The organism is Pseudomonas sp. GW823-FHT06B06 (assembly GCF_058795195.1).
Genome location: NZ_JBXAHO010000006.1, coordinates 83,923 through 99,292, shown reverse-complemented (window position 1 = coordinate 99,292; position 15,370 = coordinate 83,923). Strand labels below are relative to the sequence as shown.

Sequence of the window (15,370 nt, the reverse complement as noted above, 5' to 3'; positions counted from 1 at the left end):
TGAAACGTTTCATGGCCGATAGTTCCCACGCTCTGCGTGGGAACGATCTTCAACCGGCATCCGCAAACACCTCCCCCAACCAATCCACAAACACCCGAACTCGTGGCGACATGTGCCGGTTGTGTGGATAAAGCACTCAAACCGGCATCGGTGGCGGCGGTGTTTCAATAAGGACTTCCTTTATCAGCCCTTGGGCGATCTGCGTTTCCATCCGGTAATGCGGGCACTGGATCAGGCCCAATCCGGCGATCGCCGAGGCCGCGTAGATCTCCGCGCCGAATACCGAAACGGCACCGTCGATGGGCACTTCCTTGAGCTCGCCATCGACCATGAATTCGAACGGGAACAACTTGGCCGTCGTGCGTGAGACGTAATTCACCGCGCGGTGATTTTTCAGGTCGTCGAGGCTTTTCGGTTCGCCGTATTTGCGCAGATAAGCGGGACTGGCGCAGGTGATCTGGCGCAGGCTGGCAACACGTTTGCCGATCAGAGCGGAGTCGCTCAACGTGCCGGCGCGCAGCACGCAGTCGACCCCTTCGGCGATCAAGTCAACCAGGCGGTCGGCCTCGCTGATGGAAAGTTCGATGTCCGGGTAGCGCACCATGAATTGCGGCAAGGCCGGGATCACGAAATGTTTGGCCAGGGTTCCGTGCAAGTCGACCCGCAGCCGTCCTTTTGGCGCCACGCCGCGAAACGCCAATTCGGCCTCTTCCAGCTCTGCCAGCAGTTGCACACAACGCAGGTAGTACGCCTCGCCGTCCAGCGTGGGGCGCACCTTGCGCGTGCTGCGCTCGAGCAAGCGTGTGCCCAGCCAGGCTTCGAATTGATTCAGCGTGTGGGTCAGGGTTGCGCGCGGCAAATTCAGGTCATTCGCAGCCAACGTAAAGCTGCTGCGCTCATAGATCCGCACGAACACCTTCATCGCTTTGACCTGATCCACGGCGATCCCCTTGATTGTTGGCGATTATTGAACAGTCAAGGCAACTCTGCTGCATTTATCGGCTTGGGTAAACATGTGAAATTGGCCCCCACACCCCATCAACAGGAGCATCGCATGATTACTCAAACTTCCAGGGTGGCCCTCGTGACTGGCGCCTCCCGCGGCATCGGTGCGGTCATTGCCAGGCAACTGGCCAGCGAAGGATTCGCGGTCGCCATCAACTACGCCAGCAGCGCCAGCGAAGCTTCAAGACTGGTTGTAGAGTTGCGTCAGGCCGGACATCAAGCCATAGCGATCAAGGCCGACGTGGCCAGTGCGGATGACGTGCGCCGGATGTTCGACGAGACCGAAGCCCAGTTGGGCAAGGTCGACGTATTGGTGAATAACGCCGGTATCCTCAAGGTCATGCCCCTGGCGCAGCACAGCGACGAATTGTTCGAACAGAACTTCAACATCCATGCGCGCGGCACCTTCAACACCCTGCGCGAAGCGGCCACACGCTTGAATAGCGGCGGGAAGATCATCAATTTTTCCAGCAGTACCGTCGGCCTGAATCTGCCGGGCTACGCCGTGTACATCGCCAGCAAGGCCGCGGTGGAATCTTTGACCCAGGTATTTGCCAAGGAGATGCGCGGGCGCAATATCACGGTCAATGCCGTGGCACCGGGGCCGGTGGCGACCGATTTGTTCCTGCATGGAAAGAGCGAAGAGCAGATCCAGAATTTCGCCAAAATGGCGCCGCTGGAGCGCCTAGGGCAACCAGAGGATATTGCCCGTGTCGTGACGTTCCTGGTCGGGCCGGAGGCGGCGTGGGTCAATGGGCAGATTCTGCGGGTGAATGGCGGGCTGGTTTAACTATGCTCACACTAAAACCGCAGCGACACCATTCGCGAGCAGGCTCGCTCCCACAGGGATCGCGGTGAATCTTGTGGCAGCACACACCTGAAGGGGGGCAAACACCATGCACACCACCATCATCATCACGTTCGGGCTGATCCTGCTTGCCTTGATGTTGTACATCGGCGAAAAAATCGGCTTCCCCCGCCAAGTGCTCGCCTACAGCTTTATCGTGCTGTGGCTGGCCCTGACGCTGATCAATGGCGCGGTGGGCATCGTGCATGCCCGCCAGCCATTAGGCACGGAGGTGATGGTTGGCAGCGCCGTGTTCGGTATCCCGGTGGCGGCGCTGGTGTTGTTCATGGTGTTGACCACCGAGACCTGAAGAGCCGCTCAACGCACCAGGTGCAAGAACTGCATGTGCCGCTCGTACTGATCGAGGATGTCGTTGATGATCTGCTCCTTGGTGTAGCCCACCAGATCGTAATTCTGGCTACCCTCGCTCAGATGCACTTCAGCCCGGTAATAGCGACGATTGTTGAGCTGCTTGGAGCCCATGCCGCCCCGGGCAAACGACGGCGTAAAGTAGCCGCGCATTTGTACCTGGTAGATGAACGGGTGTTCGTCGCCGTGACCGATTTCCAGGCTGACGCTGTCGTTGACCGGTTCGGGATGAGTCACGACGCTCAGGCCCTTTTCGATAAACACCGCCGACACCTCTTCGATGGCCGGGCGCACCGTCGAATCGAGGAAGCGATAGACCTCATCCCGCGACGGGAAATGCACCGCCTGGCTCAAGCGCTGCCGCCAGCCACCACGCCGCGAGCCGGACACCGGCGCCAGGGAATGCATTTGTGCAATCTGCTTCTGCGACTCCAGGTAAAACGCTTTATGCAGCCCCCACATCATCAACAGCAAAATCAGCGAGAACGGCAATGAAGTCAGGACCACGGCTGACTTCAATGCATCAATGCTGCCGGAGAACAGCAACGCGCTGGTCACCAGCGCGGTCATCGCGCCCCAGAACACCCGCAGCCATTTCGGTCCGTCTTCATCGGGGTTGCCGCCCTTGGCGGACAGCGTCGACAACACCACGGTGCCGGAATCGGCGGAGGTGACGAAGAACACGAAGCTGATGAACACCGTGACCGCAATCACGGTTTTGCTCCACGGGTAGGTTTCCAGCAGCAGGTAGAGGGTCATCGACGGGTTGTCGATGGCCGACATGCCCAACGCCGACATGCCGTGGTTGAGCACTTGGTCGATGGCACTGTTGCCGAAGATCGACATCCACGCCAGGGTGAAACCCAGCGGAATCAGCAATACACCGAAGACAAACTCACGGATGGTCCGGCCACGGGAGATCCGCGCAATGAACAGGCCCACGAACGGCGACCACGCGATCCACCAAGCCCAGTAGAACACCGTCCAGCCACCCAACCAGTCGCTGGGCTTGTCGTAGGCGTAGAGATCAAAACTCTTCATCGGCAAGGCGCCAAGGTAATCGCCAATGTTCTGGATCAGGGTATTGAGCAAGTGCTGGGTCGGCCCGGCGAACAACACGAACAGCAGCAGCGCGCAGGCCAGCAGCATGTTGATGTCGGACATCACTCGCACACCCTTGTCGACACCGGACACCGCCACGATGATCGCCGCGCCCATCATCAGCGTGATCAGCCCGACCTGAATCCACTGCGTGTGAGCGATGCCAAACAGGTAGTCCAGACCCGAATTGAGGTGCAACACGCCAAAGCCCATGTCGGCGCCGAGACCGAAGACTGTGGCGATAATGCCGAAGCCGTCCACCGCGTAGCCAATGGGGCCATTGATGCGCTTGCCGATCAGCGGGTACAGCGCCGAGCGCAAGGCCAGCGGCAGGTTATGTCGGTAGGCGAAGTAGGCCAGCGCCATGCCGACAAAGGCGAACACGCCCCAGCCATGCAGGCCCCAGTGCAGAAACAGGATCTGCATCGCCTGCCGCGCCGCATCCGCGGTGCCCGCCTCGCCCTGAGGCGGTTGCAGCATATGGGTCAGGGGCTCGGACACGCAGAAGAAAAACAGCGTGATGCTGATTCCGGCAGCGAACAGCATGCCGGCCCAGGACAGATAACTGAATTCGGGCTCGTCGTGGTCGGCACCGAGTTTGATCTTGCCGTAGCCCGATAACGCGGTGACCACCACGAAGACCAGATACAGGGTCATCGCCAGCATGTAGTACCAGCCAACGGTGTTGGCTGCCCAGTTTTGCGCCGCCAGCAACCAGGCGCCGGCCTGTTCGGGCATGGCCATGACCACGACACCGAACAACAGAATGAAGGTCGCCGCGAAGTAGAAAACCGGCGGATTCATGCGGACCAGGCCGCTTGGGGGAATGGACGATGCACTCATTGAAGGTGCACCTCGAAGGGGTTGGACGTGGCTGTAGAAATCGGACTCAGCAAAGGCAAGCCTCCTGTTGTGAGCGGGCAGCGAACCACCGGTTTAACTTGAATGAACGTTCAAGTTAAACATGAATAGGGTGCTAAGGACTAATCGCAAGGTTCGGCGGTCGTGGTTGAACACTAGCTCAAGGAGGTGTATTACGCGGATTTTGGAGGATTGGCCCACCGCAAAATTGCTGGACGCCATTACCAGGGTTCGCCTTGAAACCATTCGCGAGCAAGCCCGCTCCCACATTAGACCGAGTTGCCAGGCAGGTACGCATCTAATGTGGAAGCGGGCTTGCTCGCGAAGGCGGCATATCGAGCAGCGGAGGTCTCAGGACTTACTTCTGCGCCCCGTCATCAAGCTGCAAATTCGCCTGGGTCAGGTTACTGCCTGCCGGTACGCTGCGGGTCAGCCAGACATTACCGCCAATGGTCGAGCCCTTGCCGATGGTGATCCGCCCCAGAATCGTCGCGCCGGCGTAAATCACCACGTCATCCTCGACGATCGGATGCCGTGCCTGGCCCTTCTGCAACTGGCCGTCTTCGTCCGCGGGAAAACGCTTGGCCCCCAAGGTCACCGCCTGATAGATCCGCACCCGCTCGCCGATGATCGCGGTCTCGCCGATCACCACGCCGGTTCCATGGTCGATAAAGAAACTGCGGCCGATCTGCGCGCCCGGGTGAATGTCGATGCCGGTGGCCGAGTGGGCGATTTCCGCGCTGATCCGTGCCAGCAACGGCAGCCCGGCGCGATACAGATGGTGCGCGAGGCGATGGTGAATCACCGCCAGAATACCGGGATAGCACAGCAACACTTCGTCGACGCTACGCGCCGCCGGGTCGCCGTGATAGGCCGCCAGGACGTCGGTGTCCAACAGACTGCGCAGCCCCGGCAACGCGAGGGCGAAGTCCTGGATGATCTGGATGGTTTTAGCCTCGACCTCAGTGTCGACCTTGGCGCTGTGCCGTGCGGCGTAGCGCAATTCAAGCCGCGCCTGGGCCAGCAACGCATTTAACGCCACATCAAGGGTGTGGCCGACGTAGAAATCTTCACTCTCTTCGCGCAAGTCCACCGGCCCCAGGCGCATCGGGAACAGCGCACCGCAGAGCGCTTCGAGAATATCCGCCATGGCCGCCCGTGACGGCAATTCGCGACCACCCTGCTCACCGCTGGCGCGGCCGTTTTGTGCACGCCACTGCTCACGTGCCGTGCGCAGTTGGCTGACGATGGTTTGCAATTGCCAATGGCTGGAACGTTCACTCACGGTAAAAACTCCTCACGGGCGGCCGGACTGTCTGGCCGCACTAACGGCGATTACTTTACGGCAAGGCCCGCAAGCCAAATTAAGAACCAATTGTGCTGTGATAAGCACAAACGGCTATAAGCGATTGGCGGTTGCCCCGACAAAGTGGCGTGCCTATAGTCCAGAGACCTTCCACCGCCAGTACGGACCCATGATCAAACAACAGCTTGCCCGCTTTAATCGTCTCGACCTGCTCGGTCAGCCCACCGCCCTGGAAAAACTCGAACGCCTGTCGGCCTGGCTGGGTCGCGACATCTATGTCAAACGCGATGACCTGACGCCACTGGCGATGGGCGGCAACAAGTTGCGCAAACTTGAATTCCTGGCAGCCGACGCCTTGGCCCAAGGCGCCGATACATTGATCACTGCCGGGGCTCTGCAGTCCAACCATGTGCGCCAGACCGCGGCCATTGCCGCCAAGCTGGGCCTGGGTTGCGTGGCCCTGTTGGAAAACCCGCTGGGCACCGACGACGCCAACTACGTCGGCAACGGCAATCGGCTGTTGCTGGACCTGTTCGATGCCAAGGTTGAGTTGGTAGAGAACCTGGATAACGCCGATGAGCAACTGCAAGCCTTGGCCAACCGTCTGCGCAGCAACGGCAAGAAGCCGTACCTGGTGCCGATCGGTGGCTCGAATGCGCTGGGTGCCTTGGGGTATGTACGAGCCGGGCTGGAACTGGCCGAGCAGATCAAGGACACCGGGTTGAATTTCGCCGCCGTCGTCCTGGCCTCGGGCAGTGCCGGGACACACAGTGGCCTGGCACTGGCGTTGAGTGAAGCGTTGCCGGATTTGCCAGTCATCGGCGTCACCGTTTCTCGCAGCGATGAAGATCAGCGGCCAAAAGTCCAGGGCCTGGCCGAGCGTACCGCCGAGTTGCTGGAGATGCCATTGCCGGCGAGCTTCAAGGTTGAGTTGTGGGATGAATACTTCGCACCGCGCTATGGCGAGCCCAATGCCGGGACGTTGGCAGCGGTGAAGCTGGTGGCTGGTCAGGAAGGCCTGCTGCTGGACCCGGTCTACACGGGCAAGGCCATGGCGGGGTTGTTGGACGGGATCGGGCGCCAGCGTTTCAATGAAGGGCCGATCATCTTCCTGCACACTGGTGGAGCGCCAGCGTTGTTCGCCTATACAAGCTTTCTGTAAAGAGCCAAGATCAAAGATCGCAGCCTCTGTAGGTGCTGCCGAAGGCTGCGATCTTCCCGGGCAACACATATTCCATTAAGAAATAATAAAAATAGAATTTATTATTTTCTAATCTAAAAGCGCCATCATATAGTCACGCCCCAGGCGAATTTGTAACGAGACGCGTGCGCTGCTTTAAGGCAGGATATCGCAGTCGTCCAAATCCCGATTTTGCCAACTTTCCTTAAGCGTCTTCCATAAGAAAACACAGGGGCTTGTCATGAATTTTTCCGCACTACGTCGAAATCTGCTGGTGGGTTCGCTAGGTCTGGCGCTGAGCGCCGGCCTGATCGGCCAGGCATGGGCCGGTGAGCAACTGAAACAGATCAAGGATAAAGGCGTGATCAACGTCGGCCTGGAAGGTACTTATCCTCCGTTCAGCTTCGTCGATGAAAACGGCAAGCTTTCGGGTTTCGAGGTCGAGCTCTCCGAAGCCCTGGCCCAGAAGCTGGGCGTCAAGGCCAAGATTCAGCCAACCAAGTGGGACGGCATTCTCGCCGCTCTCGAATCCAAGCGCTTGGACATAGTGGTCAACCAGGTGACCATCTCCGACGAACGCAAGAAGAAGTATGACTTCTCCGAGCCATACACCGTTTCCGGTATCCAGGCGTTGGTGCTGAAGGACAAGGAAGCCGCGCTGAACATCAAGAGCGCCGCTGACCTGTCCGGCAAGAAAGTCGGCGTGGGCCTTGGCACCAACTACGAACAGTGGGTAAGAGCCAACGTACCAGGCGCCGACGTGCGCACCTACGACGATGATCCGACCAAGTTCGCCGACCTCAACAACGGTCGTACAGACGCCATCCTGATTGACCGCCTCGCCGCGCTTGAATACGCCAAGAAAGCACCGAAAACCGTCGCTGCCGGCCAGGCGTTCTCCCGCCAGGAAGCCGGTATTGCCCTGCGCAAAGGCGAGCCGGAACTGCTGGCTGCCGTGAACAAGGCTCTCGACGAGTTGCGTGCCGACGGTACCCTGGCCAAGATCTCGGAAAAGTACTTCCAAGCTGACGTCACCAAATAATGGAAGCTGCTTTCCAACTCGCACTGGATTCCGCGCCCTTTCTGCTCAAGGGCGCGTATTACACGGTCATCCTCAGCCTGGGCGGAATGTTCTTCGGCCTGGTGATGGGGTTCGGTCTGGCGTTGATGCGCCTGTCGCGCTTCAAATCGGTCAACTGGCTGGCCCGCATCTACGTGTCGTTCTTTCGCGGCACGCCGTTGCTGGTGCAACTGTTCGTGATCTATTACGGCTTGCCGCAATTGGGCATGGAACTCGATCCACTGCCCGCGGCCCTGATCGGCTTCTCGCTGAACATGGCGGCCTACGCCTGCGAAATCCTGCGCGCCGCGATCGGTTCGATCGAACGCGGTCAGTGGGAAGCCGCTGCCAGTATCGGCATGACCCGTGCGCAAACATTGCGCCGGGCCATCCTGCCGCAAGCGATGCGTACCGCATTGCCGCCACTGGGCAACAGCTTTATCTCGCTGGTCAAGGACACCGCGCTGGCCGCTACCATCCAAGTGCCGGAGCTGTTCCGCCAGGCGCAGCTGATTACCGCACGCACCTTCGAAGTGTTCACCATGTACCTTGCCGCCGCGCTGATCTACTGGGTCCTGGCCACGGTGCTATCGCACCTGCAGAACCAGTTGGAAGCACGGGTCAATCGGCACGACCAGGAGTCCTGACCCCATGATTGTCGTGGAAAAACTGACAAAGCAGTTCAAGGGTCAAGTCGTGCTCAACGGCATCGATCTGCAAGTGAAGGAAGGTGAGGTGGTGGCAATCATCGGGCCAAGCGGCTCGGGCAAGACCACCTTCCTGCGTTGCCTGAACTTCCTCGAAGCACCCACCAGCGGCCGGATCAAGGTCGGCGACATCGAAGTCGATACCAGCCGCCCATTGAACCAGCAACAGAGCCTGGTGCGCCGTTTGCGCCAGCACGTGGGCTTCGTGTTTCAGAACTTCAACCTGTTCCCCCACCGCACAGCCCTGGAAAACGTTATCGAAGGCCCGATCATCGTCAAGAAGATCCCGCACGCCGACGCCGTTGCCCTGGGTAAAAAGCTGTTGGCCAAGGTCGGCCTGGCAGGCAAGGAGGACGCCTACCCGCGCCGCCTTTCCGGTGGTCAGCAACAGCGCGTGGCGATTGCCCGCGCGCTGGCGATGGAACCGGAAGTGATTCTGTTCGACGAACCGACCTCGGCACTCGACCCGGAGCTTGTGGGTGAAGTGCTGGCGACCATCCGCGGCCTGGCCGACGAGAACCGCACCATGGTCATCGTCACCCACGAAATGGCTTTCGCCCGTGACGTGGCCAATCGCGTGGTGTTTTTTGACAAGGGTGTGATCGTCGAACAAGGCGAGGCCAAGGCATTGTTTGCCAACCCCAAGGAAGAGCGCACGAAACAGTTTCTCAGCAAGTTCCTGAACAACGCACACCATTAAATCCCTCGTAACACTTGTCAACTTCCATGGATGGAAGTTACACCTTCCTGCCACAAAACCCAATCCTTAGAATATTTATATACCTGTGCGCGACAAGCATATTTTGTCAGTGCACTCGATACATATATGTATAGCGCAACAGTTTAATGACTGATTCTCGACCACCGCCCAAGCAACACCAACCCTCAAAAGATGGCGCCCTTGGCAAGTATATTCGACGTATCTGGACAGTTTATTAACTTCAAAGCGTAGGATAATTCTGAATAACGCCAGACATCCCTTTTAACCAACCCACTCTATTGACACTTACTCTAGCTAACTCTTATCTAGTCTCTTTCCAGCGGCACCGCTCGCGCCCAGTCATTATTTAAACTCAAAGTAATGAACGGTTTTGCTGTTCGAATTCACGTTTTGTTTTCCCCAAACGGACTTCATTGCAAAACATCAAGGAGACTTCCATGAAAAGCACCTCAACTAAAACCGGACTTGCCGCCCCGACTCTCGCGCAATCGCACAAGGTAGGGATCAACCTCGCCTCGGCGACGCACTTGCTGATCGAGGTGCCGCCCTACCCCGCGATGGACGAAGGCGACCTGATCGAACTGTTCTGGGACAACTGCTTCGTCGCTTCCAGGGTCCTGACGGCCAACGAGATTGGCCAACCCGTCCAGCTACGGGTACCCGAGAGTTTTATCGCTAGCGGCTCTTCATACGTCCACTATCGAATCATGCAGATAGGACAAGCACCGATCGTATCCCCCGCCCAGCGCGTGCAGTCCAAACTCGAGTGTCCGGGCGGGCAGGTATCTGCGTTCAGTGGTGACGAAAATCAGAGCCTGGCCCCGGTAAACATTCCCGGGACAATTCGACGCCAGGGAGTGAACCCTAACCAGATCAAGCGTGGCGTGCCGGTGACCATCGAGCCCTATGTGAACATGGCCGCCGATGACGAAATTACCTTGCGATGGGGCGATGCCCGCATGGATTTGCCCCCACTCAAGGAACGCGATGTGGGCCAGCCGGTTCAGGTCTGGGTGCCTCCGGCGATCATTCTGGAAGCCGGCGAAGACCTGCGACTTGAAGTGACTTACTGCATCCTCGATCGCGTAGGCAACAATTCTCGCTGGGCACCCGCACGGACATTGAAGATTGGTTGTGCCAATCCCTACCTCAAGGAGCCGAAGAGCGATCACCTCCAGGCCGCGGAACATCGCTAGCGATGGCTGCGATCTTGGGACCTTCTATGCATATTCCTAAAAGTTAGTTTTAAAAATATTTATACAAGATTAGGGTATATACACCGGACCACCGGACATTCTTGTTTTCGTTCGCCGCACCCCGCGGCGTTTTCATGAGATGTGAGGTAGGTATGGTCCGGAACACAATCACCCCAGTGCAGATCGCCAGGGCATTGCGTGTAGCCAAGGAGTGGCACTGATGTCCAGTCTGGCTGATGCAATCGTCCAGAGTGACCTGGACATCGCCCCATTGTTGTTGCCCGCGCAAGTGCTGCGCAACGACGCCCAAGCCATCAAGGCCGCCCATGAACTGGCGCAAGTCGCTCTCTTGCAGGCGGCCAGGCGCGACCAGCAACGCAAGTTGCCGTGGTCGGAAATCGAACAATTCACTCGAAGCGGCCTGGGCAGCATTGCCATTCCCCGCGAGTACGGTGGTCCAGAGGTTTCCTTCGTCACCCTCGCCGAGGTGTTCGCGATCATTTCCGCGGCGGACCCGGCCTTGGGGCAGATTCCGCAGAACCAGTTCGGCATCCTGAACCTGATACTCGGCAGCGCTACCGAAGCGCAGAAAAAACAGCTGTTCAAAAGCGTGCTCGAAGGCTGGCGCATTGGTAATGCCGGACCGGAACGTGGCGCTAAAAACACCCTTGAACTCAAGGCGCGCATCACTGCCGATGGCGACGGTTTTGTCCTCAACGGCCAGAAGTTTTATTCCACCGGCGCGCTGTTCGCGCACTGGGTCGCGGTCAAGGCGCTCAATGACGACGGCAAGCAAGTGCTGGCCTTCGTTCGTCGCGGTACGCCGGGGTTGCGCATCGTCGATGACTGGTCCGGTTTTGGCCAGCGCACCACCGCCAGCGGCACCATTTTGCTCAACAACGTGCGAGTCGACGCCGAGCTGGTGGTGGATAACTGGAAGATCAATGAAAAGCCCAATACTCAGGGCGCGGTTTCGCAACTGATCCAGGCGGCCATCGATGCCGGCATCGCCCGGGGCGCGATTGATGACGCCATCAAGTTCGTGAAAACCCGCGCCCGGCCATGGGTTGACGCCAACGTTGAACGGGCCAGCGATGACCTGTACGTCATCGCCGATATCGGCAAGCTGAAAATCGAACTGCACGCCGCCGAAGCGCTGCTGCGCAAGGCCGGGCAGGTGCTCGACCAGGTGAGCGCCGCACCGCTCACCGCTGAGTCCGCTGCCCGCGCTTCGATTGCCGTCGCCGAAGCCAAAGTGTTGACCACCGAAATCTCGTTGCTGGCCAGTGAAAAGCTGTTCGAGCTGGCTGGCAGCCGCGCCACCCTTGCCGAGTTCAACCTCGACCGCCATTGGCGCAACGCCCGGGTGCACACCCTGCATGACCCGGTGCGCTGGAAATACCACGCGGTTGGCGCCTATTACCTGAACGGCACGTTGCCGGCTCGGCATTCCTGGATTTGACGGCCAGACACTTTATTACCAGAGCTCTGGAGAAACACATGACCCTTTCTCAACACGTCGCAGTCATCACCAGCGATGAGCAAGCCCTGATCGTCGCCAGCGATCTGGCCGAAGATTTCAAACGCGACAGCGCCCTGCGCGACCGTGAACGTCGCTTGCCACACCCCGAGCTGGAGGTGTTCTCCCGCTCGGGCCTGTGGGGCATCAGCGTGCCGAAGGCGTATGGCGGCGCGGGCGTTTCCAACGTCACCCTGGCCAAGGTCATCGCACTGATCGCCCAAGCGGATGGTTCCCTCGGGCAAATCCCGCAGAACCACTTCTATGCGCTGGAAGTGCTACGCGTGAATGGCAGCGAAGCGCAGAAAAAGCGCCTGTACGCCGAAGTACTGGCCGGCCAGCGCTTTGGTAATGCACTGGCAGAGCTGGGGACAAAAACCGCCCATGATCGCGTCACCCGTCTGACATGCGATGGCGATGGCTATCGCATCAACGGTCGCAAGTTCTACGCCACCGGCGCGATCTACGCCCAGCGCATCCCGACCTCGGTGATCGATGAAAACGGCGTGCAGCAACTGGCTTTTGTCCCGCGCAACAGCAAGGGCCTGACGGTGATCGACGACTGGAGCGGCTTCGGCCAGCGCACCACCGGTAGCGGCTCGGTGGTGTTCGAAGAGGTCTTTGTGGCCGCCGAAGACGTGATCCCGTTCCAGACCGCCTTCGAGCGGCCGACACCGGTCGGCCCGCTGGCGCAGATTCTCCATGCCGCCATCGACACCGGCATCGCCCGCGCGGCCTATGAAGACGCGCTGCATTTCGTGCGCACCAAAACCCGGCCATGGATCGACGCCACCCATGAAAAAGCCAGCGACGACCCACTGACCCTCAAGAGTTTCGGCCATTTGAGCATTCGTCTGCACGCTGCCGAAGCCTTGCTTGAGCGCGCTGGTGAATTGCTCGACAAGGCCCAGGCCGATACTCATGCCGAGAGCGTCGCTGCCGCGTCGATTGCGGTCGCCGAGGCTCGCGCCATCAGCACTGAAATTTCCCTCGCCGCCGGCACCACCTTGTTCGAATTGGCCGGCAGCCAGGCCACCCTGATCGAGCACGGTCTGGATCGCCATTGGCGCAACGCCCGGGTGCATACCCTGCACGACCCGGTGCGCTGGAAATATCACGCAGTCGGCAACTACTACCTCAACGATGAAAACCCGCCACTGCGGGGGACCATCTGATGGCCGAGGCGAAAAAGAAGATCCTGCTCAACGCGTTCAACATGAACTGCATCGGGCACATCAACCATGGCTTGTGGACGCATCCACGGGACACCTCGACCCAGTACAAGACGATCGAATACTGGACCGAACTGGCACAGGTGCTGGAACGCGGGTTGTTCGACGGCTTATTCATCGCGGATATCGTCGGCGTCTATGACGTGTACCAGAACTCGGTGGACGTGCCGCTCAAAGAGTCGATCCAGCTGCCGGTCAACGACCCGTTGCTGCTGGTTTCGGCGATGGCTGCGGTGACGAAAAACCTTGGTTTCGGCCTCACCGCCAACCTCACCTACGAACCGCCGTACCTGTTCGCCCGGCGCATGTCGACGCTGGATCATCTGAGTCGCGGTCGAGTCGGTTGGAACATCGTCACCGGTTACCTCGACAGCGCGGCCAAGGCCATGGGCCTGAACGAACAAGTCGAGCATGACCGCCGCTACGACCAGGCCGATGAATACCTGGAGGTGCTCTACAAACTCTGGGAAGGCAGTTGGGAAAACGGCGCGGTACTCAACGATCCGCAGCAGCGCATCTACGCTGCGCCTGAAAAAGTACACAAGGTCGAACACAAGGGCGAGTTCTATCAGGTGGAGGGTTATCACCTGTGCGAGCCGTCACCGCAGCGCACCCCGGTGCTATTCCAGGCGGGTAGTTCCGATCGCGGTTTGCTGTTCGCCGGGCGCCACGCCGAGTGCGTGTTCATCAGCGGCCAGAACAAACCGTCGACCAAGGTCCAAGTGGACAAGGTTCGCGCCAGCGCCGTCGAGGCCGGGCGCAACCCTGAGGACATCAAAGTGTTCATGGGCTTGAACGTGATCGTCGGCGCAACTGAAGAACTCGCTTGGGCCAAGCACGCCGAATACCTGAGCTACGCCAGCGCCGAGGCCGGCGTGGCGCATTTTTCGGCCTCCACCGGCATCGATTTTTCCGAGTATGGCATCGACGAACCCATCCAGTACGTCAAGAGCAACGCGATCCAGTCGGCGACCAAAAACCTGCAGAACAACGACTGGACCCGGCGCAAATTGCTGGAGCAACACGCCCTGGGTGGCCGCTACATCACCGTGGTCGGCTCGCCCGGGCAAGTGGCCGATGAGCTGGAATCGTGGATCGCCGAAACCGGCCTGGACGGCTTCAACCTGACGCGCATCGTCACACCGGAAAGCTATGTGGATTTCATTGAGCTGGTGATCCCGGAGTTGCAACGGCGTGGGTCGTACAAGACCGCCTATGACGGTGGCTCGTTGCGCGAAAAGCTGTTTCACGAAGGGGCGCATTTGCCTGAGCAACACACCGGATCTCACTACCGACACTAACCCTTGTAACTGATCGTTCCCACGCTCTGCGTGGGAATGCAGCCAGTGACGCTCCGCGTCACAGCCGCAGGGACGCGGAGCGTCCCGAGAGGCGTTCCCACGCAGAGCGTGGGAACGATCGGCCAAATTTATGTACTGACTGGAATAACCAACATGACCAAGAAACTCCTGACCCACCCAGTCAAAGCACTGGCCCTGGCCCTCGGCCTGTTCAGCTCCGCGGTTTTCGCCGCCGATGCGCCGCTGAAAATCGGCACCACCGCCGCCTTCGCCATTCCTCTGGAAGCGGCCGTAGAAGAGGCCGGCAAACAAGGCCTGAAAGTTGAACTGGTGGAATTCACCGACTGGATCGCGCCCAACGTCAGCCTCGCCGCCGGCGACATCGACGTGAACTACTTCCAACACATCCCGTTCCTGGAAAACGCCAAGAATGCCTCAGGGTTTGACCTGGTGCCCTTTGCACCGGGGATCATCAACAATGTCGGTCTCTACTCGAAGAAGTACAAAAGCTTCGACGAGCTACCGCAAGGCGCCAGCGTGGCCATCGCCAACGACCCGATCAACAGCGGGCGTGGCTTGCAGCTGTTGGCCAAGGCCGGCTTGATCACGCTTAAACCGGGGGTCGGCTACAAGGCCACCGAAGAAGACATCATCGCCAACCCGAAGAACATCAAGATCCTGCAAGTCGAAGCCGTACAACTGGTACGTGCCTACGACGACGCCGATCTCGTCCAGGGCTACCCGGCCTATATTCGCCTGGCTAAAACCTTCGACGCCGGTTCTGCCCTGCTGTTCGACGGCCTCGACCACAAGGAATACGTGATCCAGTTCGTGATCCAGCCGAAGAGCAAAACCGACCCGCGCCTGATCAAGTTCGTCGACATCTACCAGCACTCGCCAGCCGTTCGCGCAGCCTTGGATAAAGCCCACGGCAAGCTCTACCAAGCCGGTTGGGAGAGCTGAGC

General features: G+C 59.3%; 13 protein-coding genes and 1 pseudogene. 11 read left to right on the top strand and 3 right to left on the bottom strand.

Features of this window, described 5'->3' with window-relative positions; translation table 11 throughout:
• Nucleotides 1-49 precede the first annotated feature (49 nt).
• Nucleotides 50-940: pseudogene (locus AC1Q8Q_RS07385) on the bottom strand (LysR family transcriptional regulator).
• Nucleotides 941-1,054: 114 nt separating this feature from the next.
• Here AC1Q8Q_RS07385 and AC1Q8Q_RS07380 point away from each other — a divergent pair.
• Nucleotides 1,055-1,795, top strand: coding sequence for an SDR family oxidoreductase (locus AC1Q8Q_RS07380; RefSeq protein ID WP_020795804.1), 741 nt, complete (start codon nucleotides 1,055-1,057; stop codon nucleotides 1,793-1,795).
• A gap of 106 nt (nucleotides 1,796-1,901) precedes the next feature.
• Nucleotides 1,902-2,162, top strand: coding sequence for a hypothetical protein (locus tag AC1Q8Q_RS07375; protein WP_020795805.1), 261 nt, complete (start codon nucleotides 1,902-1,904; stop codon nucleotides 2,160-2,162).
• Nucleotides 2,163-2,170: 8 nt separating this feature from the next.
• Here the strand turns inward: AC1Q8Q_RS07375 and betT are convergent, their stop codons facing one another.
• The gene (gene betT, locus AC1Q8Q_RS07370; protein ID WP_168759123.1) at nucleotides 2,171-4,126 is read right to left on the bottom strand and encodes a choline transporter BetT; all 1,956 of its coding nucleotides are present in this window, start codon (nucleotides 4,124-4,126) and stop codon (nucleotides 2,171-2,173) included.
• A 415-nt stretch (nucleotides 4,127-4,541) separates the two neighbouring features.
• Nucleotides 4,542-5,468 carry a serine O-acetyltransferase EpsC gene (epsC, locus tag AC1Q8Q_RS07365; RefSeq protein ID WP_020795807.1) on the bottom strand — a complete coding sequence of 309 codons (927 nt, stop codon included), beginning with the start codon at nucleotides 5,466-5,468 and terminating at the stop codon, nucleotides 4,542-4,544.
• A gap of 190 nt (nucleotides 5,469-5,658) precedes the next feature.
• Between epsC and AC1Q8Q_RS07360 the strand changes: the two genes are divergently transcribed.
• The 9 genes from AC1Q8Q_RS07360 to AC1Q8Q_RS07320 all read left to right on the top strand — a co-directional run bounded on the left by AC1Q8Q_RS07360 (nucleotide 5,659) and on the right by AC1Q8Q_RS07320 (nucleotide 15,368).
• A complete protein-coding gene (locus AC1Q8Q_RS07360) occupies nucleotides 5,659-6,651 on the top strand; it encodes a D-cysteine desulfhydrase (protein WP_020795808.1) in 993 nt (330 codons plus the stop codon).
• 259 nt (nucleotides 6,652-6,910) lie between these two features.
• Nucleotides 6,911-7,711, top strand: a complete 801-nt coding sequence (gene tcyJ / locus AC1Q8Q_RS07355; protein ID WP_020795810.1) for a cystine ABC transporter substrate-binding protein — start codon at nucleotides 6,911-6,913, stop codon at nucleotides 7,709-7,711.
• Entirely contained in the window at nucleotides 7,711-8,376 is a 666-nt protein-coding gene (tcyL, locus tag AC1Q8Q_RS07350) for a cystine ABC transporter permease (RefSeq protein WP_020795811.1), read from the top strand. The genes tcyJ and tcyL overlap by 1 nt, the downstream gene beginning before the upstream one ends.
• Nucleotides 8,377-8,380: 4 nt before the next feature.
• Nucleotides 8,381-9,136 carry an L-cystine ABC transporter ATP-binding protein TcyN gene (gene tcyN / locus AC1Q8Q_RS07345; protein WP_020795812.1) on the top strand — a complete coding sequence of 252 codons (756 nt, stop codon included), beginning with the start codon at nucleotides 8,381-8,383 and terminating at the stop codon, nucleotides 9,134-9,136.
• A gap of 458 nt (nucleotides 9,137-9,594) precedes the next feature.
• Nucleotides 9,595-10,353: a hypothetical protein gene (locus AC1Q8Q_RS07340; RefSeq protein ID WP_020795813.1), complete on the top strand. Its 759-nt coding sequence runs from the start codon at nucleotides 9,595-9,597 to the stop codon at nucleotides 10,351-10,353.
• A gap of 220 nt (nucleotides 10,354-10,573) precedes the next feature.
• Nucleotides 10,574-11,815 carry an SfnB family sulfur acquisition oxidoreductase gene (locus tag AC1Q8Q_RS07335; protein WP_020795815.1) on the top strand — a complete coding sequence of 414 codons (1,242 nt, stop codon included), beginning with the start codon at nucleotides 10,574-10,576 and terminating at the stop codon, nucleotides 11,813-11,815.
• Between the two features lie 38 nt (nucleotides 11,816-11,853).
• Entirely contained in the window at nucleotides 11,854-13,047 is a 1,194-nt protein-coding gene (locus tag AC1Q8Q_RS07330) for an SfnB family sulfur acquisition oxidoreductase (protein ID WP_492614939.1), read from the top strand.
• Nucleotides 13,047-14,405: an LLM class flavin-dependent oxidoreductase gene (locus AC1Q8Q_RS07325; protein ID WP_151143825.1), complete on the top strand. Its 1,359-nt coding sequence runs from the start codon at nucleotides 13,047-13,049 to the stop codon at nucleotides 14,403-14,405. The genes AC1Q8Q_RS07330 and AC1Q8Q_RS07325 overlap by 1 nt, the downstream gene beginning before the upstream one ends.
• Before the next feature lie 153 nt (nucleotides 14,406-14,558).
• Nucleotides 14,559-15,368 (top strand): MetQ/NlpA family ABC transporter substrate-binding protein, encoded by an 810-nt coding sequence (locus tag AC1Q8Q_RS07320; protein WP_020795818.1) that lies wholly within the window; start codon nucleotides 14,559-14,561, stop codon nucleotides 15,366-15,368.
• The last annotated feature ends 2 nt before the right edge of the window (nucleotides 15,369-15,370 follow it).